The organism is Streptomyces sp. WG5, from assembly GCF_049974565.1.
GTDB lineage: Bacteria > Actinomycetota > Actinomycetes > Streptomycetales > Streptomycetaceae > Streptomyces.
On sequence record NZ_JBNGGC010000047.1, the window covers coordinates 1 to 23,643 of the forward strand.

24 protein-coding genes, 2 tRNA genes and 1 other RNA gene are annotated in these 23,643 nt (G+C 72.5%); 16 read left to right on the forward strand and 11 right to left on the reverse strand.

Going from position 1 to position 23,643, the window contains the following annotated elements; genetic code table 11:
• The coding region (locus ACP4IX_RS33220; RefSeq protein WP_426558213.1) for a DNA polymerase III subunit gamma and tau at nucleotides 1–1,371 on the reverse strand (1,371 nt) is incomplete at its 3' end.
• A 102-nt stretch (nucleotides 1,372–1,473) separates the two neighbouring features.
• Nucleotides 1,474–1,568: signal recognition particle sRNA small type (ffs, locus tag ACP4IX_RS33225), an RNA gene on the reverse strand.
• A gap of 74 nt (nucleotides 1,569–1,642) precedes the next feature.
• On the opposite strand from ffs, the gene ACP4IX_RS33230 reads away from it, so the two are divergent.
• A tRNA-Ser gene (locus ACP4IX_RS33230) sits at nucleotides 1,643–1,730 on the forward strand.
• Nucleotides 1,731–1,858: 128 nt separating this feature from the next.
• Here ACP4IX_RS33230 and ACP4IX_RS33235 read toward each other — a convergent pair.
• Nucleotides 1,859–3,361 carry a hypothetical protein gene (locus ACP4IX_RS33235; RefSeq protein ID WP_426558215.1) on the reverse strand — a complete coding sequence of 501 codons (1,503 nt, stop codon included), beginning with the start codon at nucleotides 3,359–3,361 and terminating at the stop codon, nucleotides 1,859–1,861.
• A gap of 321 nt (nucleotides 3,362–3,682) precedes the next feature.
• On the opposite strand from ACP4IX_RS33235, the gene ACP4IX_RS33240 reads away from it, so the two are divergent.
• A complete protein-coding gene (locus ACP4IX_RS33240) occupies nucleotides 3,683–4,120 on the forward strand; it encodes a hypothetical protein (protein ID WP_426558217.1) in 438 nt (145 codons plus the stop codon).
• 62 nt (nucleotides 4,121–4,182) lie between these two features.
• Here the strand turns inward: ACP4IX_RS33240 and ACP4IX_RS33245 are convergent, their stop codons facing one another.
• From ACP4IX_RS33245 to ACP4IX_RS33265, 5 genes are all read right to left on the reverse strand, one after another.
• Nucleotides 4,183–6,045, reverse strand: a complete 1,863-nt coding sequence (locus ACP4IX_RS33245) for a copper resistance CopC/CopD family protein (RefSeq protein ID WP_426558219.1) — start codon at nucleotides 6,043–6,045, stop codon at nucleotides 4,183–4,185.
• 261 nt (nucleotides 6,046–6,306) lie between these two features.
• Nucleotides 6,307–7,089: an SDR family NAD(P)-dependent oxidoreductase gene (locus tag ACP4IX_RS33250; protein WP_426523001.1), complete on the reverse strand. Its 783-nt coding sequence runs from the start codon at nucleotides 7,087–7,089 to the stop codon at nucleotides 6,307–6,309.
• The gene (locus ACP4IX_RS33255) at nucleotides 7,086–7,577 is read right to left on the reverse strand and encodes a cupin domain-containing protein (RefSeq protein WP_426523000.1); all 492 of its coding nucleotides are present in this window, start codon (nucleotides 7,575–7,577) and stop codon (nucleotides 7,086–7,088) included. The genes ACP4IX_RS33250 and ACP4IX_RS33255 overlap by 4 nt, the downstream gene beginning before the upstream one ends.
• Nucleotides 7,574–8,200, reverse strand: coding sequence for a GNAT family N-acetyltransferase (locus tag ACP4IX_RS33260; RefSeq protein ID WP_426558221.1), 627 nt, complete (start codon nucleotides 8,198–8,200; stop codon nucleotides 7,574–7,576). The genes ACP4IX_RS33255 and ACP4IX_RS33260 overlap by 4 nt, the downstream gene beginning before the upstream one ends.
• Nucleotides 8,193–10,265: a penicillin acylase family protein gene (locus ACP4IX_RS33265; RefSeq protein WP_426558222.1), complete on the reverse strand. Its 2,073-nt coding sequence runs from the start codon at nucleotides 10,263–10,265 to the stop codon at nucleotides 8,193–8,195. The genes ACP4IX_RS33260 and ACP4IX_RS33265 overlap by 8 nt, the downstream gene beginning before the upstream one ends.
• Before the next feature lie 82 nt (nucleotides 10,266–10,347).
• Between ACP4IX_RS33265 and ACP4IX_RS33270 the strand changes: the two genes are divergently transcribed.
• From ACP4IX_RS33270 to ACP4IX_RS33285, 4 genes are all read left to right on the forward strand, one after another.
• Nucleotides 10,348–11,076 (forward strand): siderophore-interacting protein, encoded by a 729-nt coding sequence (locus tag ACP4IX_RS33270; RefSeq protein ID WP_426522997.1) that lies wholly within the window; start codon nucleotides 10,348–10,350, stop codon nucleotides 11,074–11,076.
• A gap of 24 nt (nucleotides 11,077–11,100) precedes the next feature.
• Complete coding sequence (locus ACP4IX_RS33275) at nucleotides 11,101–11,694, forward strand: HhH-GPD-type base excision DNA repair protein (protein WP_426522996.1); 594 nt, start codon at nucleotides 11,101–11,103, stop codon at nucleotides 11,692–11,694.
• A 166-nt stretch (nucleotides 11,695–11,860) separates the two neighbouring features.
• Nucleotides 11,861–12,157 carry a type II toxin-antitoxin system VapB family antitoxin gene (locus tag ACP4IX_RS33280; RefSeq protein WP_003999914.1) on the forward strand — a complete coding sequence of 99 codons (297 nt, stop codon included), beginning with the start codon at nucleotides 11,861–11,863 and terminating at the stop codon, nucleotides 12,155–12,157.
• A 196-nt stretch (nucleotides 12,158–12,353) separates the two neighbouring features.
• Nucleotides 12,354–12,971, forward strand: coding sequence for a LytR C-terminal domain-containing protein (locus tag ACP4IX_RS33285; protein WP_426558244.1), 618 nt, complete (start codon nucleotides 12,354–12,356; stop codon nucleotides 12,969–12,971).
• Between the two features lie 42 nt (nucleotides 12,972–13,013).
• On the opposite strand, the gene upp is transcribed toward ACP4IX_RS33285, so the two are convergent.
• The gene (gene upp, locus ACP4IX_RS33290) at nucleotides 13,014–13,649 is read right to left on the reverse strand and encodes a uracil phosphoribosyltransferase (RefSeq protein ID WP_426522995.1); all 636 of its coding nucleotides are present in this window, start codon (nucleotides 13,647–13,649) and stop codon (nucleotides 13,014–13,016) included.
• Between the two features lie 164 nt (nucleotides 13,650–13,813).
• On the opposite strand from upp, the gene ACP4IX_RS33295 reads away from it, so the two are divergent.
• The 4 genes from ACP4IX_RS33295 (at nucleotide 13,814) to ACP4IX_RS33310 (ending at nucleotide 15,649) form a co-directional block, all read left to right on the forward strand.
• Nucleotides 13,814–14,140 carry a hypothetical protein gene (locus ACP4IX_RS33295; protein WP_426558224.1) on the forward strand — a complete coding sequence of 109 codons (327 nt, stop codon included), beginning with the start codon at nucleotides 13,814–13,816 and terminating at the stop codon, nucleotides 14,138–14,140.
• Nucleotides 14,141–14,428: 288 nt separating this feature from the next.
• Nucleotides 14,429–14,977 carry a hypothetical protein gene (locus ACP4IX_RS33300; protein WP_426558246.1) on the forward strand — a complete coding sequence of 183 codons (549 nt, stop codon included), beginning with the start codon at nucleotides 14,429–14,431 and terminating at the stop codon, nucleotides 14,975–14,977.
• 77 nt (nucleotides 14,978–15,054) lie between these two features.
• Nucleotides 15,055–15,486, forward strand: coding sequence for a tRNA adenosine(34) deaminase TadA (gene tadA / locus ACP4IX_RS33305; protein ID WP_426558248.1), 432 nt, complete (start codon nucleotides 15,055–15,057; stop codon nucleotides 15,484–15,486).
• 78 nt (nucleotides 15,487–15,564) lie between these two features.
• Nucleotides 15,565–15,649, forward strand: a tRNA-Ser gene (locus tag ACP4IX_RS33310).
• Nucleotides 15,650–15,971: 322 nt separating this feature from the next.
• Here ACP4IX_RS33310 and ACP4IX_RS33315 read toward each other — a convergent pair.
• A complete protein-coding gene (locus ACP4IX_RS33315; protein ID WP_426522993.1) occupies nucleotides 15,972–16,175 on the reverse strand; it encodes a hypothetical protein in 204 nt (67 codons plus the stop codon).
• Between the two features lie 629 nt (nucleotides 16,176–16,804).
• On the opposite strand from ACP4IX_RS33315, the gene ACP4IX_RS33320 reads away from it, so the two are divergent.
• From ACP4IX_RS33320 to ACP4IX_RS33335, 4 genes are all read left to right on the forward strand, one after another.
• Nucleotides 16,805–16,981: a hypothetical protein gene (locus ACP4IX_RS33320; protein ID WP_426522992.1), complete on the forward strand. Its 177-nt coding sequence runs from the start codon at nucleotides 16,805–16,807 to the stop codon at nucleotides 16,979–16,981.
• Nucleotides 16,981–17,274: a Dabb family protein gene (locus tag ACP4IX_RS33325; RefSeq protein WP_426522991.1), complete on the forward strand. Its 294-nt coding sequence runs from the start codon at nucleotides 16,981–16,983 to the stop codon at nucleotides 17,272–17,274. The genes ACP4IX_RS33320 and ACP4IX_RS33325 overlap by 1 nt, the downstream gene beginning before the upstream one ends.
• Nucleotides 17,275–17,455: 181 nt before the next feature.
• On the forward strand, nucleotides 17,456–18,412 hold the full coding sequence (locus ACP4IX_RS33330) for an RNA polymerase sigma factor SigF (protein ID WP_426558226.1): 957 nt from the start codon (nucleotides 17,456–17,458) through the stop codon (nucleotides 18,410–18,412).
• Between the two features lie 294 nt (nucleotides 18,413–18,706).
• Complete coding sequence (locus ACP4IX_RS33335; RefSeq protein ID WP_426522989.1) at nucleotides 18,707–19,645, forward strand: RNA polymerase sigma factor SigF; 939 nt, start codon at nucleotides 18,707–18,709, stop codon at nucleotides 19,643–19,645.
• 348 nt (nucleotides 19,646–19,993) lie between these two features.
• Here ACP4IX_RS33335 and ACP4IX_RS33340 read toward each other — a convergent pair whose 3' ends face one another.
• A complete protein-coding gene (locus tag ACP4IX_RS33340; RefSeq protein WP_426522988.1) occupies nucleotides 19,994–20,191 on the reverse strand; it encodes a hypothetical protein in 198 nt (65 codons plus the stop codon).
• A 273-nt stretch (nucleotides 20,192–20,464) separates the two neighbouring features.
• Between ACP4IX_RS33340 and ACP4IX_RS33345 the strand changes: the two genes are divergently transcribed.
• Both ACP4IX_RS33345 and ACP4IX_RS33350 read left to right on the forward strand, forming a co-directional pair.
• Complete coding sequence (locus ACP4IX_RS33345) at nucleotides 20,465–20,965, forward strand: MarR family winged helix-turn-helix transcriptional regulator (protein ID WP_426558228.1); 501 nt, start codon at nucleotides 20,465–20,467, stop codon at nucleotides 20,963–20,965.
• A 13-nt stretch (nucleotides 20,966–20,978) separates the two neighbouring features.
• Nucleotides 20,979–23,525, forward strand: coding sequence for an MFS transporter (locus tag ACP4IX_RS33350; RefSeq protein WP_426522986.1), 2,547 nt, complete (start codon nucleotides 20,979–20,981; stop codon nucleotides 23,523–23,525).
• Nucleotides 23,526–23,643 lie beyond the last annotated feature (118 nt).

The window sequence follows — 23,643 nt, forward strand, 5'->3', positions numbered from 1 at the left end:
GCCTCCGCCGCCCCCGGCCGCTGCGGCACCGCCACCGGGTCCGGGCCCCCGTACCGCGGCCCGGGCCGCGGCGGGCCCGCCACCCGGCGGAACCGGAGCGGCGACGGCCGCGGCACCCCCGGCCCCCGCACCGGCACCGGCACCGGCACCGGGATGCGCCTCGGGCCCGGGCACGTACCCCATGGCGGGCGCGCCGGCACCCGCGGAGAACTGCACCCCGCGCTCGATCCGGTCCAGGCGGGCCATCACCGAACGCTCGTCGCCGTACGCGGCGGGCAGCAGCACGCGCGCGCAGATCAGCTCCAGCTGGAGGCGGGGCGAGTGGGCGCCCCGCATCTCGGTGAGCCCCTCGTTGACGATGTCGGCGGCGCGGCTCAGCTCGGCCGCGCCGAACGACCGTGCCTGGGCCTGCATCCGCTCGACGACGTCGGCGGGGGCGTCGATGAGCCCCTTCTCCGCCGCGTCGGGCACGGCGGCGAGGATCACCAGGTCACGGAGGCGTTCCAGCAGGTCGGTGACGAAGCGCCGCGGGTCGTTGCCGCCCTCGATCACCCGGTCCACGACCTCGAAGGCGGCCGAGCCGTCCCCCGAGACGAACGACTCGACGACGGAGTCGAGCAGCGAGCCGTCCGTGTAGCCGAGCAGGGCGGTCGTCATGTCGTATGTCACACCGTCGGCGCCGGCGCCCGCGAGCAGCTGGTCCATGACGGACATCGAGTCCCGGACGGATCCCCCGCCCGCCCGCACCACCAGCGGCAGCACGCCGTCCTCGACCGGGATCTCCTCCCTGCCGCACACCTCGCCCAGGTAGTCGCGCAGCGTGCCGGGCGGCACGAGCCGGAACGGGTAGTGGTGGGTCCGCGACCGGATGGTCCCGATGACCTTCTCGGGCTCGGTGGTCGCGAAGATGAACTTCAGGTGCTCCGGAGGCTCCTCGACGACCTTCAGCAGGGCGTTGAAGCCCTGCGGCGAGACCATGTGGGCCTCGTCGATGATGTAGATCTTGTACCGGCTGGAGGCGGGCCCGAAGAACGCCTTCTCGCGCAGGTCACGGGCGTCGTCCACGCCACCGTGCGAGGCGGCGTCGATCTCGATGACGTCAATGGATCCCGGTCCGTTGCGTGCCAGGTCACGGCACGACTGGCACTCGCCGCACGGGGTCGGGGTGGGACCCTGCTCGCAGTTCAGACACCGCGCCAGGATCCGGGCGCTGGTCGTCTTGCCGCATCCGCGCGGACCGCTGAACAGGTACGCGTGATTGACCCGGTTGTTCCGCAGCGCCTGCTGCAGCGGGTCGGTGACATGCCCCTGCCCGATGACCTCGGCGAAGGACTCCGGGCGGTAACGGCGGTAGAGCGCGAGAGACGACACGCATACGAGGTTATAGGCGCCCGCCGACAACCGGTCCGCCCCAGGAAGCCAGGACGTCCCGGGAACCCCGGCCGCCCCCGGTATGCCCGGCCGCCCTGGAACGCAGGCGCCCCCCACGCACCCGCCAGAGCCGACCTACCCTTGCTGCCTTCCGGCCCTGGGGGAGTTCAGTCAGATAGCGCCGCGTGAGGGGCTGTGCCATACGTTACCCGATGTGGGGCCCCCGGAACGAGTTCGCAAGCACTCCTCCACGTCATGTAATGTTCTCTGCGGAGGATTCGCCTAGAGGCCTAGGGCGCACGCTTGGAAAGCGTGTTGGGGGCAACCCCTCACGAGTTCGAATCTCGTATCCTCCGCCAGTGCCTCACCGGGCACGTGAAAGGCCCCGACCGGGAAACCGGCCGGGGCTTTCTGCTTTCTGAAGGATCTTCCCCGGATCGTGCACCGCCCGCGGACGTCGACACGGCGTCAGTGCCGTCGGTATCACCTAGTCCCGGCGCTTCCTCCGGCCCCAGGCGCGTCGGAGCCGGGCGAGGCCATCGGTCCGCGACGGCGCTCGCGGCTCGTGGACATGGAAGTGGATGTCTCCCACCTGCCCCGCCTGTACGGCGGGGCCGTGGATGGTCCCCGACAGGTCGTTGCCCGTTCCGGCCCCGGCGCCCGCGCCGGTGTCCGTGTTTCCGCCGATGCGCGGGGCCCCGCCGGTGTTCGCGTCCCCGCCGGTGTCCCCGCCGGTGTCCGCGTCCCCGGACGCGGGCGGCGAGTCCGTCGGGCGCATGACCTGGATGCGCTCAGCGGAATAGCCCCTGCCGAGCGAGAGGTATTCGGCGAGTTTCAGCGGCTCGACGGTGCAGGGACCCATGTCGTCCCGGGCTGCCTTCCTGCATGCCTCCGCCAGCCCTGGCCTGCTGTCCAGCCATTGTTCCGTCTCCGCCAGTTCCGCTTGCAGGGCGGCGAGCCGGGCTTCTCGCTCAGCCTTCGCGTCCTGGCTCTCCGGGACGTAGTGCAGCTCCGCCGGTGGGTCGGCGGCCTCCCGCAGGGCGCGCTTGACCTTCTCGGCCTTCTGGTCCAGACGGCGCCAGTCGGCCTTCCTCGGGTCCGCGCGGACCGCTCGAGCGATCTCCGTCAGGAAGGCCTGCGCGGTCTGTTCGGCGGCGTCCGCACGGATCAGCTCCGCGAGCCTTTCCGACCATGCGCGGTGCGCGTCGGGGTCGACGTGCGCGACCAGCGTCAAGTGGTGTCGCAGCCCGTCGATCTGCTTGCGTACGGCGTCGACTTCCAGCAACCGCGCCATGCTCGTCGGCGGGTCCTCGACCTCCCGCCGCTCGTGCCGCCCGAACCCGTGCCGAGGGAAGCGCTCCACGAGGCGGGTGAGGCGCGCCCGCTCCCGCAGCCGGACGTCGTCCCCGGGCGAGTAGCCGGGGTGCGACGCGACCCTCTTGCACAGCTTGTAGAGGCTTGTCTCCGGGCGCAGCTGGATCAATACGTCGGTCTCCTCCCGGAGACAGAGCACGAGGACGGCGGGGAGCAGCCTTTCGGCGATGCCGAAGAACTCGGCGCAGCGGGACACCGCCTCGGTCCACGCGGCCTGCTGCACATCCTCCGGGTACGGCGGACGTGCGACCGGGACGCCTCTCCAGGCGTCGTCGGGGGTCAGGACTCGGGTGTGCCTGAAGCCACCGCAGTCGTCGAGCGTCAGGTTCTTCCAGAACCGGGAGCGCGGACTCTCCAGTGCCGTGCAGTACGGCTCTTCTTCCGGATCGTCCACGAAGGAGGGGTCGGGGCAGAGCACCGCGATGCGGTGGCCGGTCACGTCGTGGATGCTGGTCCAGTCCCGCGACAGCTCCTCATGGAGGGTTCTGGCCTCTGCGGTGCGGGCGAGGACGACCATGAGTCCGAGATAACCGTCGCGCCGCGCCGCGTCGACGATGTAGGGCAGTGCCTCCCGGGCGTTGACCGGGGCCTTCCACATGACGTCTCCGTTCTTCACCTGGACAGTGCTTCTTCCCTGGCAACCGACAGGACCCTCAACAAGTCCTGTCGCCGCAGGGCAGGAGCGTTTCCTGCGTGGGTGACCAGCCTTCGGACAGAGCGCCTCGTGACAGCGCGAGGCCAGTCCGTCCGACACGGGCCGGAACGTCGTGGCCGCCTCGGGGCCTCACGCGGACAAGGGCTCGTCACGACCTGACGAGTACACGGCTCAGTCAACAGGACGGGACCCTCCTCGGGGCCTTGAATGCGCCGGAGCCTCTCCGGGAGGCTGTGAGGCCGACCCAAAGTGGGATCCGTAACCGAGCAGGGGAGTCCCAGGATGGACCCGATCACTGCAGCGGCCCTCGCGGCGCTGGCCGGCGGTCTCGGCGGCGAAGCCGGACGTCATGCGTGGCAAGGGCTCACCACGCTGGTGCGGCGCCCGTTCGGACGAGCCGACGCACAGGCAACTCAGAGCGACGCGACGTCCCAGGTCAGCTCCGGGGAACTGGAAGTCGCCGCGCTGGAGGGAGACCCTGCCGACCCGATGCGCGCGCAGGCACTGGCCACCGTCCTCGGCGTACGAGCGGCCCGCGATGAAGAGTTCCGCCGCCTGCTCGACGAGTGGTGGCAGCGAGCACAGCCCAGCACGTCGGGCGGCGACGTGCACAACGACGTCAGTGGTGGCACCCAGAATGGCCCAGTACTCCAAGGCCGGGACTTCTCGAGCCTCACCTTCCACATGACGCGCACCCCAGCCTCCTCCGACAGGGACTGATCGGCAGGAGGCCGGGCCACGCTCAGCCACCGCTCCTTCGCGCGGGGCAGGGCGCCGGCTCGCTACCGCTCGATGCGTATCCGCCGCGTCTCGCTCACCTGGTCGGTCTCCGACACCCGGACCGTCGTCCTCATCGTCCAGGTGCCGGGGAGGGGCAGGGTGAGGGAGTGGGCGCTCCAGTAGCCGCCCCGGTCAACGAGTTCCGCGGTGATCGGGCCGACCGCGCAGTCGGGCAGCGTGAAGGAGAGGCGCAGTTCGGGTACGGCGGCCAGGCTGCCGTCGGGGCCGAAGACCACGGCCTGCACCGCGTTGTCGCCGGTGCGGCCGGGGTCCAGGGTGATCTGGACCGTGCCCCGGCCGGAGGCGCCGATGTCGAAGGGGACGGTGGTGACGGAGGCGGGCAGCACCCCGCCCGCCGGTGCGGTTCGTGCCGCCTCCTCCGCCGCCCGGCCCGGCGGGGTGCCGGTGAGCACGGTCGTGATCGCCAGGACGACGGCCGCGAGGACGGCCTCCACCAGGACGGACCGGCGCAGCCCTCGGCGGTGGGCGGCCACGTCGGTGGGCGGTTCCGGCTCGGACGGCTCCGGCTCGGGCGGCTCCGGCTCGGACGGCTCCGACGCCCTGGCCGGTGGTCCGCCCGCCGGCCCGCCCGCTGGCCCGCCCGCCGGCCCGCCCGCCGGTCCGCCCGCCGGTCCGCCCACCGGATCCGGCGTCCGCTCGCGTACGTCCGCGGGTACGGCCGTCTCCGCACGCGCCCCCGCCGCCACCCACGCGGTCGTCCACCGTCGCGAGACCGCCGCCGCGGCCAGCAGTGCGGCCACCCCGGCCAGCTTGGCGAGCAGCAGCCTGCCGTACGTCGTCTCGGTGAGCGCCGGCCAGGAGCCGAGGCCGCGCCAGGACTGGTAGACGCCGGTGGCGGCCAGGACGCTCACGGAGGCGAACGCGGTCCGGGAGAAGCGGGCGGCCGTGGCGGCGTCCGGGGAGGAGGGGAGGGTGGTGAGCAGGGCCACGAGACCGCCGAGCCATACCGCCGTGGCCAGCAGGTGCAGTACGGAGGACGCCATCGCGACGGGCACCTGGATCCCGGCGGACGCGTGCTCGGCGGCGGCCCAGGTCAGGGCGAGGCCGACGGCCGGCGCGGCGCCCACCGCGGTGGCGAGGGGGGTGCGCCGGAGGTGTCGGTCGCCGCGGGTCAGGCGGACGAGGGACAGCCCGGCCGGCACCAGCAGCGCCAGCCTGACCAGCAGCAGCGCACCGGGCCGGGTCGCCACCGTGCCGCCGAGGGCGGTGACGTCCAGGGCCGCCGACGGCCCCGCCCCCGCCTCGTACGGGGCGCGCAGCACCAGCAGGGCGACGGTGGCGCCCAGCAGGGTCCACCAGCCCGCCAGCAGGGGCCGGCGCAGCGGGGCGGGGTCCGGCGGGCGGCACAGGGCGACGAAGGCGGCGGTGCCGATGAGCAGGGCGGCGGCGAGGTAGGAGAGGTAGCGGGCGATCTTGTGGAGCGTGGCGGTGAGCGGGTCCTCGGTGGGACCGGTGTCCACGGAGGCGGTCGTCGCGGAGGGCTCGCCGACCGAGAAGGTGAAGGCGCCGGAGACGGGGTGGCTGTCGGCCGACACCACCCGCCAGGCCACGGTGTAGGTGCCCTCGCCGAGCTCGCCCGCCAGCGCCACGCGGGCCGTGTCGGAACCGCCGTCTGCGCGCCCGGCCTCCCCCGTGCGCACCCGGTGGCCTTCGGGGTCGAGGACGCGGAAGGAGTCGTCGCGCAGGCCGACGGACTCGGTGAAGGTCAGGGTGACGTGGCGGGGAGCGCGCTGGAGGACGGTGCCGTCGCCGGGGTCGGTGGAGCGGAGGGCGGCGTGGGCGGACGCCGGTCCCGCGCCGCCGAGGACGAGGCCGAGCAGGACCAGCACGGTGCCCAGCAGCACCAGCCCCTGGGTTCCCCGTCGGCCCCGTCGGCCCCGTCCGTTTCCACGGCCCCCTCGCCCCCGGCCTCCCGTGCGCGCACCCTCACCACACCTCACGTCGCATCTCCGTCGTCGGGACCCGCTGCCTCGGGGATACGTACGGACGCGGACGCCGCCCCGCTCACCGGAGACGCACCGGAGACGCACCGACTGCCGGGCCGAAGACGCACCGAAGACGCCCGGCTGCCGGGCCGAAGACGCACCGGCTGCCGGGCCGGGCCCTCACCACGACGGGCGTGCCGTCACCCCGCCGTCCACCACGAGGTCGTGGCCGGTGACCCAGGACGCCAGCCGCGACGCCAGGAACACGCACGCGTCGCCCACGTCCTCCGGGCGTCCGAGCCGTCCCGTGGGCGCCGCCTCCCGCCACCGCCGTACGCCCTCCGGCCAGGCCCGTGCGAGCCCGTCCCGGTCGATGAGGCCGGGCGAGACGGAGTTGACCCTGACTCCCCACGGGCCGTACTCCAGCGCCGCGGAACGGGCGTGTGTCACGACCGCCGCCTTGGAGGCGCTGTAGTGCGCGTGGGCGGGTGCGGGGGCGCCCGCCTCGATCGAGGCGATGTGGGTGACCGTGCCGCCGCCGTCCTGGGCCCGCATGATCCGGGCGGCGGCCTGCGTGCACGCGAAGACGCCGGTGAGGTTGGTGTCCACCACCGTCCGCCACTCGGCGGCCGTCATGTCGGGCAGTTCCCGCAGTGGCTGCACGCCCGCGTTGTTGACCAGTGCCGTCAGCCGTGCCCCGGGGCTTTCGCGTCCCCCGCCCCAGTCGGCGGCCTGTTCCACCAGGCGGCGGCAGGCGTCCTCGTCGGTGAGGTCGGCCCGCAGGACCGTGGCCCGCCCGCCCCGCTCCCGGATCCGCGCGGCCACGTCCCGCGCCGCCTCCACCGCCGTACGGCAGTGCACCGCGACCGCCGCGCCCTCCTCGGCGAACCGCAGGGCGATGCCCCGTCCGATGCCGCCGCCCGCGCCGGTGACCAGGGCGACCTGGCCTTCGAGGAGGTTCATGGCCGGCAGAGTTCCACGATGCGCCCGGCCGCCGACGGGTACCGCGCCGTCAGGTCGGCCGCGTCACCGTGCTCGTAGTCCCCGTAGGTGAATCCGGGCGCCATCGTGCACCCGAAGAGCGACCACGCGCCGCCCGCCGCCACCGTGCCGCCCATCCAGGTTCCGGCGGGGACGGTGAACTGCACGTGCTGCCCGCCCAGGACGTCCGGTCCCAGCACGGCCGTACGGGCGCCGCCGTCGGGTGGGAGCAGCAGCAGTTCCAGCGGATCGCCGAGGTAGAAGTGCCAGACCTCGTCGGTGGGCAGGCGGTGCAGGGCGGAGAAGTCACCCGGACGGGCGGTCAGCAGGGCCACGATGGCCGAGCCGGCAGGGCGTCCGTCCGGGCGCTCGGGGCCGGCCCAGGTACGCCGGAACAGGCCGCCCTCGCGCGGGATGGGCTCCAGCGCGTAGTGCGCGATCAGGTCCTCGGCGGTCGGCGGGGAGGTCACCCCGGGAACGCTACCTCCCGGCGGAGGAACGCGAGTTGCGCCTTCTTCTCCGGCAGGTACACGTCCGGCAGGTCGATCTCCGGCAGGACGACCGCCGGTCCGGGGGTGAAACCCTGCTTGAGGAAGCGGGCGATGGCCTTCTCGTTGCCGACGTCCGGGTCGACCACGATCCGCTTCCGGCCCAGCCCCAGCAGCACGTACGCCACGAGGCACCCCGACAGCGCGGCGGTCCAGCCGGGCCGCGCGCCCTCGGTGCCGGCGGGGGCGAGCAGCAGGTGGACGCCGATGTCGCCGGGTTCGGCGTCGTAGCACTCGCTCACCCGGTCGGCCTCGGGGTCGTAGGTCTGGAACACGGCGACGGGCGCGTCGTCCTTCACCACCAGGAAGGCGTGGTGGGTGTCGAGCGTGTCCATGTGGGCGTAGATGCCGGCGACCTGGTCCCGCGTGAGGCCGTTCATGCCCCAGAAGGCGGCCCGCTCCTCGCTCACCCAGCCGTGGATCACGGCGGCGTCGGCGGTGGCGTCGAGGGGGAGGACGCGGACGGTTCCGAAGCCGTCGAGTTCCTGCTCGTGGACGGGGACGCGGGAGGCGTACGGGGAAGGGGGCGTGTGCGGGTCAGTCATCGGTTTCCTTCGTGAGCCGGGTGAAGTCGGTGACCACCGGGGCGAGGTCGCCGTCGAGCCAGAGCTGCTGCTGGTCGCGGTGGTGGGGCGAGCCGGGGACGCCCCGGGCGCCGTGGGGCACCACCCAGCCGCTGTCCTGGCGGTCGGCCAGGTCCCAGACGTAGCGGGCGGCGGGGCCGCGGGCGGCGCGGTCGGTGAGGCCGGGGACGGCGGAGGTGCACAGCACGCAGTCGTGGTCGCCGGACAGGCCGGGTTCCTCCTCGGGGGAGGGGTCCGGCAGCGCCCGCCAGGGGGCGAGGCGGTGGGTGTCGCCCCAGGTGCCCGCGGGCGGACTCGCGGCCACCTCCTCCAGCGCCGCGCGGACGGCCCCGGCGCGGTCGATGCCGTACAGGTCCTCGGCGCGCAGCAGGTGTTCGAGGGCGTATCCGACGCGCGGCACGAGCGCGAGCCACGGCAGCAGCACCTCGGGGTACGCGGGCGGCACGGACGCCGCGGCGAGGACCGGGTGCGCCGCCAACCGGCGTACGACCGCTGCGCGTACGGCCGCGTACGCCGCCGCGTCGGTGCTGCCGGCGTCCATGCGCCGGTCCCAGGCGAGGAGGCGGTCGCGCAGGGCGCCGGCCTCGGGGGGCAGGGCGTCCAGGGCGGCCAGGTGGTCCAGGAGGGGGGCGGCCGAGGCGAGGTGGGTGTCCGTGTGGATCGCGGGCATGCAGGCGGCCGACCAGCGTTCCTTCCCGGCGAGCAGGGCGGTGATGCGATCGGCGCGGTGCGGCGGGGCGAACTCGACGCCGAGCGGGGCGGCCGGGCCGCGCTGGTTGGCCATCACGGCGACGCCGTCGGTGAGTCCGGCGCGGGGCGGGGTGTGCCAGCCGGTCCACTCGTGGCCGGTTTCCCAGGCGGGCACCGGGCGCAGGCCGTTGGCCGGGGACCGGGTCGGCACGCGTCCCGCGACCCGGTGCAGCAGCCCGCCCTCGGTGTCGGCGGCCTGCACGACGTTGACCGGCTCGGCCCACGCGTCCAGGGCCCGGTCCACGTCGGCGACCCGGCGGGCCCGCAGCAGCGGCAGCAGGGCGCTGAACCCGAGGTCGGCGGTGACGCGGGGCGGGTAGCGCAGGCTGAGGGCGGTGGGGGTGCCGTCGTCGAGGCCCTCGGGTCCGCCGGCGATGACCGGGCCCCGGTCGGTCTCGATGACCTCGACCTCCACGTCGTCCTCCCCCGCGACCCGGATCGTCTCGGTGTGCCGGGCGGCGCGGTGCCAGGTGCCGTCGGGGCCGAGCGCCTCGACACCGGCGCCGGTGCGGCGCAGCCGCTCCCGGTACAGGTCCTGGTAGTCGGCCATGGCGTTGGTGATGGCCCAGGCGACCGTGCCGGTGTGCCCGAAGTGGGCGGTGCCGGGGACGCCGGGCACGGCGAGGCCGACGACGTCGAACTCCGGGCAGGACAGGTGGATCTGCTGGTAGACGCCGGGTTCCTCGATGAAGCGGTGCGGGTCGCCGGCGATGACCGCGTGGCCGGTCACGGTCCGTTCGCCGCTCACCAGCCAGCCGTTGCTGCCGGCGGTGCCGGGTCCGTCGGCGGCGAAGAGGGCGACGGCCTCGGGACCGAGGTGCTCGGTGATGTGTTCGCGCCAGAGCTTGGCGGGGAAGCCCGCGAAGAGGATGTGCGTGGCGAGCCAGACGCCGAGCGGGGTCCAGGGCTCCCAGCGGCCGGGGGCGAGGCCGGTGCGCGCGAACTCGGGGGCGGCCGGGGCCGCGGCCAGTCCCTCGTTCACGCCGTCGGCGTACGCCCGGACCCAGGCGGCCGTCTCCGGGTCCTTGTCCTCCAGGGCGGTGAAGCAGCGGCGGGCGGTGTCCGCGAGCCGGGCCCGTCTGGCGAGCCGGTCCCAGGACAGTGCCGCGGGCCCCAGGAAGGACGCGGAGGTGCCCTGCGCGCGGTGCCGCTCGACCTCCAGCTGCCAGGCCCGGTCACGGGCGGTCACCCGACCCTGGGCGCGGGCGAGTTCGCCCGCGCTGTCCGCGCGCAGGTGCGGGATCCCCCAGGCGTCGCGGTATGTCTCGGCGCTCACCCCTGTGCCTCTACTTTCCTTTAGGTTAGGCTCACCTAAGTCAATCGTCGTGGGCGAATAGTACGCGAAGGGTGAAGAAACGATGGGGCAGGGGCGGGGCTGGGAGGGCGCGGTCCTCAGACTGATGCGTGCGAAGGACTTCGAGTTCACCGTGGTGGACGCCGAGGACGTGACCCCGCACTACCGGCGGCTGCGGATGACCGACGGCGGCATGCTGGCGGCGACCGGCGTCCACCCGACGATGTGGGTGCGGCTGTGGTTCGAGAACGCGGGCAAGCCGCACCAGCGGGCGTACACGCTGGTCGACCCCGACCCCGCGACGGGCACCTTCGCCATGGAGTTCGCCCTGCACGAGGGGTGCGCGAGCGACTGGGCCCGGGCGGCCAAGCCGGGCGACACCGTCGAGGCGACGGTCCAGGGCACCGGCTTCGACGTCCCGCAGCCGCTCCCCTCCCGGCTCTTCGCGGTCGCGGACCCGGCGTCCCTGCCCGCCCTCAACTCCCTCCTCGACGCGCTGGGGCCGGTCCCCGCGACGATCTGGTTCGAGGGCGGCGGCACGGCCGACGGCCTGCCCTTCCGCACCGACCCCGCCCGCCACGAGGTCCGCGCGGTCCCGCGCCGTGACGCCGGCGCCCACCTGGTCGCACAGGTGAAGGAGGCCCTGCCGGAGCTGCTGGCGTCCACCCCCGAGCCGTACGTCTGGATCGCCTGCGACACGACGACGACCCGGGCGCTGGCCTCGTACGCCCGCAAGGAACTGGGCCTGCCCAAGCAGCGGGTGAACGCGCTGGGGTACTGGCGCGCGACCTGAGCCCGCGCGCGCGATCATCGGAGCATGGACGTCACCCTTCACCTCGCCCAGGACCCCGAGGCCGACGAGCTCCTCGGCCGCAGCCCGCTCGCCGCGCTGGTCGGCATGCTGCTCGACCAGCAAGTCCCCATGGAGTGGGCGTTCAAGGGCCCGTCGACCATCGCCCGGCGCATGGGCGCGGAGGACCTCGACGCGCACGACATCGCCGCCTACGACCCCGAGGCGTTCGCCGCCCTGCTCTCCGACAAGCCGGCCGTGCACCGCTACCCCGGCTCGATGGCCGGCCGCGTCCAGCAGCTGTGCCGGTACCTCGTCGAGACCTACGACGGTGACGCCGAGGCCGTCTGGCGGGGTGTCGGCACCGGCAAGGAGCTGCTGAAGCGGCTCCAGGAACTGCCGGGCTTCGGCAGGCAGAAGGCCCAGATCTTCCTCGCCCTGCTCGGCAAGCAGCTCGGCGTCCAGCCGGAGGGCTGGCGGGAGGCCGCCGGCGCCTACGGCGAACCGAGGTCCTTCCGGTCCGTCGCCGACATCACCGGGCCGGAGTCCCTGACCAAGGTCCGTGCCCACAAACAGGAGATGAAAGCCGCGGCGAAGGCCGCGAAGGCCTCCGGCACGTAGCCGGACGGGGCCACGGAACCCCGGGCCCGGGATCCACCGGCCCGAGGCGGCCCGTCGCCCGCCCCGGCCCCCGGTTCCCGTTCGCCCCCGTTTGCGGCATCTTTTCCGGCGCCGCACTCGGGCGCCATGGCTGCGCCCGCGACGTCTTGGCCGGTAGGCTTTCCGTGTGATCTTCAAGCGCATCGGAAACGGCCGGCCGTACCCCGACCACGGCCGGGAGAGCACCCGGCAGTGGGCGGACGTCGCGCCGCGCCCGGTCCGCCTCGATCAGCTCGTGACGACCAAGGGCCAACTCGACCTGGAGACGCTCCTCGCCGAGGACTCCACCTTCTACGGCGACCTCTTCGCGCACGTCGTGAAGTGGCAGGGCGACCTCTATCTCGAGGACGGCCTGCACCGCGCGGTGCGCGCGGCGCTCCAGCAGCGCCAGGTACTGCACGCCCGGGTCCTCGAACTCGACTGACCGGGACCGGGGCCGCCCCCCTGCCCGGCCTCGCCCTCGGCCCGGCCCGGCCCGGCTCTGGCGATCCTCGCGACACTCCGGCCTGACCCGTTCGGGTTGCATTTCACCGAACGCCGGAACGTCAACTGATCATCTAATAGGCATCGCCGCCCGAGCGCACTACGCTGCGACCATGAGCATGCTCACTCCCCCTGGCATGGGCGGCCAGTACAGGATCACGGGGGACAAGTACCCGCGGATGCGACCGGCCCGGCGACGCGGCCGGCTCGCGTTCGCCGGCGTCGCCTGCGTCACCGTGATCGGAGTGCTCGGCTGGGGCACACTGCAGCTCATCGACGTCTTCACCGGCGGCGACAAGGCCTCGGCGGCCGGTGCCGCGGGCTGCTCGGCCACCACCGCCAAGGCGAGCGCCTCGCCCGCCGCGGTGGCCGTGCCGAAGCCGGCTCAGGTGACCGTCAACGTGCTCAACGCGACGACCCGCAGCGGTCTCGCGCAGAAGACCGCCGACGAGCTGAAGAAGCGCGGCTTCCGCGTCGGCGCCGTGGGCAACGCGTCCAAGGAGTACGACAAGAAGGTCGGCGGCACGGGCGTCCTGCTCGGCGCCGCCACCACCCTGAAGACGTCCCTGCCCGTGCTCGGCACCCAGCTCCCCGCCGCGGACCGCCGTACCGACGCGGCCCGCAAGGACACCACCGTCGACCTGATCATCGGCGACGGCTTCAAGGGACTGGCGAAGAAGGCGGACGCCGACGCGGCGCTGGCCGGGCTGGCCGCACCGCGGCCGACGCCCGCCGTGGAGAAGAAGAGCTGCTGAGCAGCCGTACGGGTGCGCCCGGGCCCGGAGGCCCGGAGCGTGCTACTCGGCCGCCCCGTACATCCGGTCACCGGCGTCGCCGAGGCCCGGCACGATGTAGCCCTGATCGTTGAGACGCTCGTCCACCGAGGCCGTCACGACCGTCACCGGGGTGCCGGCCAGCTCGCGCTCCATGACTTCAACGCCCTCGGGGGCGGCGAGCAGCACCACGGCCGTCACGTCGTCGGCGCCACGCTTGATCAGCTCCTGGATCGACGCGACGAGCGTGCCGCCGGTGGCCAGCATCGGGTCCAGGACGTACACCTGGCGTCCGGAGAGGTCGTCGGGCATACGGGTCGCGTACGTGGAGGCCTGCAGCGTCTCCTCGTTGCGCACCATGCCGAGGAAGCCCACCTCGGCGGTCGGCAGCAGCCGCACCATGCCGTCGAGCATGCCGAGACCGGCCCGCAGGATCGGCACCACCAGCGGGCGCGGGTGGGAGAGCTTGACGCCGGTGGTCGGGCAGACCGGCGTGTGGATGTCGACCTGTTCGGTGCGCACGTCGCGCGTGGCCTCGTAGGCGAGCAGGGTGACCAGCTCGTCGGCGAGACGTCGGAAGGTCGCGGAGTCGGTGCGCTGGTCGCGCAGTGTGGTGAGCTTGTGGGCGACCAGGGGGTGGTCGACGACGTGGAGACGCATGTCCCCCACAGTAACCGGGCCCCGGGAGGCCGGCGTCCCCGCGGCGGGCAAGCCCCTGACCACGGCTCCCGATCACGGTTCCGGATCACGTCTTTGCCCGGTCGCCCGCGTCGAACCGCCCGACCGGGGGAAGGTGGAAGGGACGGACGCTGGGTGGTGAGACTGTGCCTGACCGGGACTTCCACGACACGCCGTCCCCCGGCAAGGAACCGGGGACGGGGCGCGTGACGGAGCGGAACGCGAAGCTGCGTACGCAGCGGGACACGGAACGGAGTACGGAGCGGAGCGCGGAGCCGCGCACGGAGCGGAGTACGGAGCAGGGCGCGGAGCGGAGCGCGGAGCCGGAGAGGGACGCCGAGCGGCGACGGCGCCGGGCCCGGTTCCTGCGCGACCTGACGGAGGCCCGCGAGCTGCGGGACCGCGTCCAGCCGCGCCGCGCCAAGGCCGCCCGGCTGCGCCACGCGATGCGCATGCGCACCTTCCGCTGGTAGCTCCCCGGGGGTTTCCCTGGCCCGGCCGGGGAAGATCACGCGCCGCGCCGACGTTACGACGACGGACGTACCCGGGCGCCGCAAGAATCCGCGTACGATCCGCACGTGGCGGCGACAAGTCCCGTAACCCGGTCGAAACTGCCGGACACAGGGCGCCGAAGACGTCCCCTGAGGGCCTTGTTTCTGCCACGATTCCGAGTGGGTGGGCTCGGAGCACCGCTCCTCCGCCCGCAGCCTCCGCCGGGGGGACCTCCAACCGGCACGCCTATGACCAGTGGGAGAGTCACGGTGTACTTCGCCGCACTGCTCGCGCGCACCGAAGACGGGTGGGAAGCGAGCGACACAGAGCTCGACGATGTGGAGACCCTGTCGGATCTGGCCGACCTCGCCCGGGAAGCCTCTCCCGACGAGGACACGGTGCTCGTACTGATCGAGCAGGAGGACGCGTGGTTCGGCGTCGTCCGGGTGGACGGCGAGGAGGACCCCCGTATCTACGTCTCGGACGCCGCCGCTGCCGCCCGCAGCAGCTACGGCGAGATCCTGCTCACCGACGAGCTGCTCGGCCGGGAACCCGGTGACGACGGCGACGACCTCGACGCCCTCGACCTCGACGGCACGGAGGACGGGAACTCCGAGGACGACGACGAGGACGACGGGACGGGCGGTGACGCGGCCGCCGGCACCGGTGAGTCCGTGCCGCACGGCCCGGTCGGTGACGCGGAGATCCTCGACGACCTCGGCATGAGCGAGAAGGAACTGCGCTCGATGTCCGGGGACGCGGTCGGCGAGATCGCCGAGGCCCTGGGCGCCTCCGAGGTACTGGAGACCGTCCGCTGACCGGACAGGACGTGGGAGAAGAACCGCTGGAACGTTCCGGCCCGCCCGACCCGGTGCGCGACCCGTGGCGGGCGGTGATGCGGCTCGCCCTGGCCGAGGCCGGGCGGGCCGCGCGGGGCGGGGACGTCCCCGTCGGAGCCGTCGTGCTGGCACCGGACGGCCGGACCGTGCTGGCGGCCGGGCACAACGAACGCGAGGCCACCGGTGACCCCACGGCCCACGCCGAGGTCCTCGCGGTCCGGCGGGCCGCCGCGGCCCTCGGCGAGTGGCGGCTGACCGGCTGCACGCTCGTCGTCACCCTGGAGCCGTGCACGATGTGCGCGGGCGCGCTCGTGCAGTCCCGCGTGGACCGCGTCGTCTACGGCGCCCGCGACGACAAGGCGGGCGCGGCCGGCTCCCTGTGGGACGTCCTGCGCGACCGGCGCCTCAACCACCGTCCCGAGGTGATCGAGGGCGTACTCGCGGACGACTGCGCCCGGCTGCTCACGGACTTCTTCCGCGACCGCTGACCGGCACCTGCCAGCCGTTGCCGAGCCCGTCCAGAACCGATTTCGAACCACGCCGCACTCTGTTGTAAGGTCTCTCTCGGTAGCGTGTCCGAGCGGCCGAAGGAGCTCGCCTCGAAAGCGAGTGTGGCGCAAGTCACCGAGGGTTCAAATCCCTCCGCTACCGCAGGTAGGCGAAGGGCCCGGTCCACTGGACCGGGCCCTTCGTGCTGCTCCGTATGGACCGGCCTACGTGCGGGAGCCCTCTCCTTGGTCGTCTCGATCGGCTGCGCGTGGCTGCCGGATCAGCCCGTCCGCCTGCCGGGCACGCCCACCCGAACGGTGTCGGCCATGTGCCGGCACCGCGCGGCCACAGCCGTGGTCGACCAGCCCGTCAGGCCCATGACGGTGCGCTGGGGCGGGAGCGACAGCCCGGCGAGCGGAGTTGCGCCGGTCGTCGGCGGCCCGCAAGAGCCGTTTGACGTCCTCCGACAGGGAAGGGCCAGTCCCTAGTCCCACCCGCTCAGACCTGGCTGACCCGGGAACATGCCCTTGCAGTCGCCGAAGCTGATCACATCGCTGTCGGGCGAATTCTGCTCGCACCGTTGTCTGTCGTTGAGGGACTCTCCTTCCTCCGGCTCCGACAGGGCGGCGGCGACAGACCACACGACAGCGACAGCGAGGATGACCATCAAGGCCTTCAGATACGTCATCCGCCCGAATCCGCCACCGATCACGGTGCGCTGACCCGAGGCCGCTTCATGGGCAGAGTGGTGGGCGGCGCGCCCTCGTCTCGCGGGGAGACGCGGCGGCGCCAGGGATTTGGGGCGCAGTTCAGCCTTCGGATGACGCGCCCGGCGTGCGTGGAAAGCCGCGGCCACCCTTTCGCCACCCCTTCGGGCTGGGACTGAAGCCCCACACCCCGGGTGCGTGCAGTGGAGAGTGATGAAGGCATCGGACATCGGGCCCCCCGCCCCTAGATGCGGCGCCCGCTGCCTGCGGGCGCTGTCGCTCAATCCTGGAGGAGTCCGGATTCTGGCAGGCCGTGTGACGCAAGTCGATGCCGGACGCGCCGCGTCGTCGTTCAAGATGCCGTACCCGGCGGAAGTTCGCCGGCGCAGAGCAGCGGTACGCGGCGGAACGCTCCGTCTCGGTTCCCGTCTCGTCCACAGCCGTCCGCACCCGTTCACGGCTGAACGCGAGGCACCCCCGCCGTACGGGCCTGCACAAGTGCGGGCGGCGACGGGCCCCGCCCTGGCCAGCATGAGGGGAGAAACGCAGAAAGGTTACACTCGCCGCCGGCGCAGAAGGCCTGGAGGAACCGGCAGCAGGGGAGGCCGCGATGGCGGTGAACGCGAAGAAGATCGCCGTCTACGTACTCGTGGTCTTCGTGCTCTATGTGATCATCACAGATCCGGCGAAGGCCGCCGACTACGTACAGATCGGCTTCGAGGGCATATCCGACGCGGCGGCAGCCGTCGGTGACTTCATGACCTGGGCCGCCAACGGAGGAAAGTGATGATCCGCCACCTGGTGCTGTTCAAGCTGAACGAGGGCGTGGAGCGCGACGACCCGCGCGTCGTGAAGGGTGTCGAGGCCTTCCGGGCGCTCGGCGGCCGGATCGAGGAGCTCCGGTTCTGGGAGTGCGCCTGGAACATCAGCGACCGGCCCATCGCCTACGACTTCGCCATCAACTCGGCCGTGGACGACGTCGACGCCCTCAGGCGCTACGTCGACCACCCCGCGCACCAGGAGGGCGTCGCGCTCTGGCGGGAGTTCGCCACCTGGGTGATCGCCGACTACGAGTTCTAGCCCGCAGCGGCACCCCGGCCCCGCACCGTGCCCGGTGCGGGGCCGCTTCGCGTCCACGCCTGCGTTCACTCAACACGGCGTCAGGCGGTGCTTGCACACAGTGCACATGTCTTGTGATGCTATGACCGCTTTTGACGGATGACTTACGGAAGAGTTGACGGATCACGAGGTGGAGTTGACCGTGCCGGCCAGTACTGCGCCTCAAGCACCGCCCGCACCGCCCGCACAGGCCGCCCAGGCCGCCGCACAAGCCACACAAGCCACACAAGCCACACAAGCCTCCCAGGCCACACAAGCCGCCGCTCAAGCCGCTCAAGCCGCACAGGCCACTCAGCCCCAGGAGCCGCCCGCGCGGGAGGCCGCGCCGCAGCGCAGGCGGGGCGCCGACACCAGGGCCCTGACCCAGGTGCTCTTCGGCGAGCTGAAGGGCCTCACGCCGGGCACTCCGGAGCACGACCGGGTACGCGCGGCGCTCATCGAGGCCAACCTCCCGCTGGTGCGCTACGCCGCCGCCCGCTTCCGCTCCCGCAACGAGCCGATGGAGGACGTCGTCCAGGTCGGCACCATCGGGCTCATCAACGCCATCGACCGCTTCGACCCGGAGCGGGGCGTGCAGTTCCCGACGTTCGCGATGCCGACCGTCGTCGGCGAGATCAAGCGGTACTTCCGCGACAACGTCCGCACGGTGCACGTACCGCGTCGGCTGCACGAGCTGTGGGTGCAGGTCAACAGCGCGACCGAGGACCTGACGACCGCCTTCGGGCGCTCCCCCACGACCGCCGAGATCGCCGAGCGGCTGCGCATCACCGAGGAGGAGGTGCTGTCCTGCATCGAGGCGGGGCGGTCGTACCACGCCACCTCCCTGGAGGCCGCGCAGGAGGGCGACGGACTGCCCGGGCTGCTCGACCGGCTCGGCTACGAGGACCCCGCCCTCGACGGGGTCGAGCACCGTGACCTGGTCCGGCACCTGCTCGTCCAGCTCCCGGAACGCGAACAGCGCATTCTGCTGCTGCGCTACTACAGCAACCTCACCCAGTCGCAGATCAGTGCGGAACTCGGCGTCTCCCAGATGCACGTCTCGCGACTACTGGCGCGTAGTTTCCAGCGACTGAGGTCCGCGAACCGGATCGACACGTAGTCTCCGCACACGGCCTTCGCACATAATCGAAAGCGCGATCCAGGTGTCACCGGTGAGAGCGAATCGCTCACCAGGGCCGTTGCAGGTGGAATCGGGCCGAAAGACCGTCAGACCCCCTGTTTCCAGGGGGTATTCGCGTCTCGGATGTCGACATGTCACTACAGCGCGTTGCCGACATGTGACATTCTGCCGGAGACGCGTTTGCCGGAGCTCCGGCTCCGGTATTCAGGTGGAGGCTGCGTTCCCGGCGTGGGAGCGTTCGCCGTGACCGTCCCGCGACCCAAAGGGGGTGGCATGTCCGCAGACCAGGGCAGCTCGAAGGTGCTCGCGCTCGCTGAGAGCGAGACCGCACCCGACACGCTCGAGGCGCTCGGCCCCGTCGACGACGCACAGGCCATCGAAGCCGTACCGAACCTCGACGCCGTGCCGAACCTCGACGCCGTGCCGGCCCAGGCCGTTCCGGCCACGGAGGCCATCGACACCCGCACCCTGTCCCGCTCCCTGTTCCTGCGGCTCGCCGCCCTCGACAAGGACAGCCCGGAACGCGCCTACGTCCGGGACACCCTGATCGAGCTCAATCTCCCGCTGGTGCGTTACGCCGCCGCGCGCTTCCGCTCCCGCAACGAGCCGATGGAGGACATCGTCCAGGTCGGCACCATCGGCCTGATCAAGGCGATCGACCGCTTCGACTGCGAACGGGGCGTGGAGTTCCCGACGTTCGCCATGCCGACGGTGGTCGGCGAGATCAAGCGGTTCTTCCGCGACACCTCGTGGTCGGTGCGCGTCCCGCGCCGGCTCCAGGAACTGCGCCTGGCCCTGACGAAGGCCACCGACGAGCTCTCCCAGAAGCTGGACCGCTCGCCGACGGTCGGCGAGCTGGCCGCGGTGCTGGGCGTGTCCGAGGAGGACGTCGTCGACGGCCTCGCGGTCGGCAACGCCTACACCGCCTCCTCGCTGGACTCCCCGGCCCCGGAGGACGACGGCGGCGAGGGGTCGCTGGCGGACCGCCTGGGCTACGAGGACACGGCGCTGGAGGGTGTGGAGTACCGCGAGTCCCTGAAGCCGCTGCTGGCCAAGCTGCCGCCGCGGGAACGGCGGATCATCATGCTGCGCTTCTTCGCCAACATGACCCAGTCGCAGATCGGCGAGGAGGTCGGCATCTCCCAGATGCACGTCTCCCGCCTGCTGACCCGCACCCTGGCCCAGCTGCGCGAGGGCCTCATCTCCGACTGAGTCCGGCGCAGGACGGCGCCCGCACGGGCGCGGGAGCGCGCAGGACGGCGTACGACGGCGACCGCCGCGGCACCTCGGGGTGCCGCGGCGGTCGCCGTCGTACGCCGTGCCCGTACGCGTCCGTACGTGGCCGTACCGGTCCTTACGTATCCGTAGATATCCGTAGATATCCGTAGGTACCCGTAGGTGTCCGTGCGGGGCGGTGCGGTTGCCGCTCTGCGGCGCCGGCTCTTTCCGGGCCGGTACGCCCCACTGCCGAACCCCCGGGCCGGACCGGGCCGAAACCCTCGGGGGGCCGGTCCGCTCCGCACCGGTCTGCTTCAACGCCGGCCCACTCCGGCGCCGGTTCTACTTCAGCGCCAGCCAGGCCACGGCCGCGACGATCACCACGACGGCCACGACGCCGACGATCAGGCCGACGCGGGGCCCGGAGGAGGCGGCGGGGGCCGCCTGGCGGGACTGGGGGGCGTCGTCGACGAACGCGCGGAACATCTGGGTGCTGCCTGCGGGGTCGTTATTGCCCTGGGGGCCCTGGTTGTTAGCCATGGGCCGAGACACTAGCGAATCCGCCGATGCGGCCCAAGTGCGGGGCTCCCGAGTCACCTTGGCCTCGCCCGTCGCGCGCCCACCGCCCGCCCGCCGGAGGCCGGACACCCGCCCGCCGTCCGCCCGGCCGCACGCCCACCGGCCACCACCTGCACGTTTACTATCGCAATACTTGCCTTTGCCAACTTTTTATGCCGGGGATGACCGTTTTTATTTGCCTGTAGCAACCAACCGATCCTATGGTTGCCCTAAGCAACAAAACGGGAGGTGCGCATGGCCGAGAAGGCTCAGTACGAGGAGCTGATCCGCCAGTTCAGCGCCTTCGGCGCCGTGAAGCGGGAGATGGGACGGCTGCTGCCGCCCGACTGCCCGAGCGGGTCCGCCGCCGTGCTGACACTGCTCGGCCGCCACGGGGACATGCGCATGAGCAAGCTCGCGGAGCTGCTCGCCGTGGACATGTCGGTGACCAGCCGCCACGTCGCCCACGTCGCCGAGCGGGGCTGGATCGAACGGTCCCCCGACCCCGCGGACAAGCGCTCGCGCATCCTGCGCCTGACGCCCGACGGGCAGGGACGGCTCGACGACATCGCCGAACGGACCAGCCAGATGCTCGCCCACCGGCTGAGCGACTGGTCCGACGACGAGGTCGGCCAGCTCTCCCGGCTCATGGCCCGTCTCAGGGCCAGCTTCGACGACTGCCGGGTGCCCGCGCCCCGGCCACCCGCACCGTCCGGGGACGAACAGTCCACCCGTACACCCGCGACCACCACGTAAGCAAAGGAAGTCCATGGCAACGACCACACCAGCCGGTGTGCGGGCTCATGCCAAGCACGGGGGAGGCTCCAACGGAGACGCTCCGATGACGCACCGGCAGATCATGGAGGCGCTGTCCGGGCTGCTGCTCGGCATGTTCTGCGCCATCCTGTCCTCGACCATCGTCACCAACGCCCTGCCCGAGATCATCGGCGACCTCGGCGGCGGCCAGAGCGCCTACACCTGGGTCGTCACGGCCTCGCTGCTGACGATGACCGCCTCCACCCCCCTGTGGGGCAAGCTCGCGGACCTGGTCAGCAAGAAGGCCCTGGTCCAGATAGCCCTGATCGTCTTCGTCATCGGCTCCGTCGTGGCCGGTCTGGCGCAGAACCCGGCGATGCTGATCACCGCACGCGGCATCCAGGGCCTGGGCGCGGGCGGTCTGTCCGCCCTGGCGCAGATCATCATGGCCGCGATGATCTCCCCCCGTGAGCGCGGGCGCTACTCCGGCTACCTGGGCGCGACCTTCGCCGTCGCGACCGTCGGCGGTCCGCTGCTCGGCGGTGTCATCACCGACACCAGCTGGCTCGGCTGGCGCTGGTGCCTCTACGTCGGCGTGCCCTTCGCGATCCTCGCGCTGATCGTCCTGCAGAAGACGCTGAACCTGCCCGTGGTCAAGCGGAAGGTCAAGGTCGACTGGGCCGGCGCCTTCTTCGTCACCGCGGCCGTCTGCCTGCTGCTCGTCTGGGTCACCTTCGCCGACGACAAGTACTCCTGGATGTCCTGGCAGACCGGCGCCATGGTCGGCGGCGCGATCGTGCTGACGCTGATCTTCCTCTTCGTCGAGTCGAAGGCCAGCGAGCCGATCATCCCGCTGCGCCTGTTCAGGAACCGCACCATCACGCTGGCCTCGCTGGCCTCGCTGTTCGTCGGTATCGCGATGTTCGCGGGCACCGTCTACTTCAGCCAGTACTTCCAGCTGGCCCGGGACAAGTCCCCGACCATGTCGGGCGTCATGACCATCCCGATGATCGGCGGTCTGTTCATCTCGTCCACGGTCTCCGGTCAGATCATCACCAAGACCGGCAAGTGGAAGGGCTGGCTGCTGGCCGGCGGTGTGCTGCTGACGGCGGGTCTGGGCCTGCTCAGCACCATGCGGTACGACACCCCGTACTGGCACATCGCGATCTTCATGGCGCTGATGGGCCTCGGCGTCGGCATGATGATGCAGAACCTGGTCCTGTGCACGCAGAACCAGGTGGCCCCGAGCGACCTGGGCGCGGCCTCCTCCGTCGTGACCTTCTTCCGGTCCCTCGGCGGCGCGGTGGGCGTCTCGGTGCTCGGCTCCGTGATGTCGACCCGGATCAGCCACTACGCCTCGGACACCATCGGCTCGCTCAGCCCGCAGGAGCAGGCGGCGGCCGCCAAGGCCTCCGGCAGCGGTGCGATCCCCGACATGGACCTGCTGCCCCCCGGTATCCGCGAATGGCTGGAGAGCGCCTACGGGCACGGCATCGCCGACATCTTCCTGTACGTCGCGCCGATCGCGCTGCTCGGTTTCCTGGTGACGCTGTTCATCAAGGAGGTCCCGCTGCGTACGTCGGGCGCCCTGGCCCAGGCCGCGGAGGCCACCGCCGGGACCGCCTCCCCGGCCGCCCCGGCCCCGGCCGAGGCCACCCGCGTCGCGCCGGAGCCGGTTCCGGCCGGTGCGACGGCGGCCGCCCCGGTCGCCGACCGGGGTCTTCCGACCGAGACGACGCAGCGGCTCGCCGCCGTCGCCACGGACACCGGCTCCGGTGCGCCGGGGGCGCCCGTCCCCGGTGGCATCGCGGTCCGCGGCTTCGTCCGCGGTGCCGAGTCGGCGCCGGTCCCGCAGGCCGCCGTCACGCTGATCTCGCTGGCGGGCCGGCAGCTCGGCCGGTCGGTCGCCCAGGCCGACGGCTCCTACGCGGTCGACGTGCCGGGCGCGGGATCGTACGTCCTGATCGCCTCCGCCGACGGCTTCCAGCCGCAGGCCTCGACGATCGTCGTCAACGACGAGCCGGTCGCGTACGACATCCTGCTCAGCGGCACCAGCGGGCTGACCGGCCTGGTCCGGGCCGTGGAGAACGGGCTGCCGGTCAAGGACGCGATGGTGATCGTGACCGATGTGCGCGGGGACCTGCTGGCCACCGCCGCCACCGGTGACCAGGGCGACTTCTCCTTCGCCGAGCTGGTGCCGGGCACGGTGACCGTCGCGGTGAACGCCGCCGGCTACCGGCCGCGCGCCCTGCCCATCGAGGTCGGCGGCACCGGGGTCACCCGGGTCGAGGTCGACCTGCAGGCCGGGGCGCAGGTCCAGGGCGTCGTGCGGGCGCCGCACGGTCCGCTGGCCGACGCCCGCGTCACGCTCGTCGACGCGGCGGGCAACGTGGTCGGCACGGCCACCACCGGCGCGGACGGGGCGTACGCCTTCACCGACCTGGACGCCGGTGAGTACACCGTCATCGCGACCGGCTACCCGCCGGTGGCGACGTCCCTGACGGTCGCCGGCCCGGGTGCCGACGGCCACGACATCGAGCTCGCCCACCCCGGCGAGTAGCGAGACCCCGGCCCGTGGTGGCGAGCGCGCTCTGAGCGGAGGTGCGCCCGCCCACCACGGGCCGGTCTCTTCACGACCTACTTCAAGCCTCACGACCTACTGCAAGACCTTCTTCACG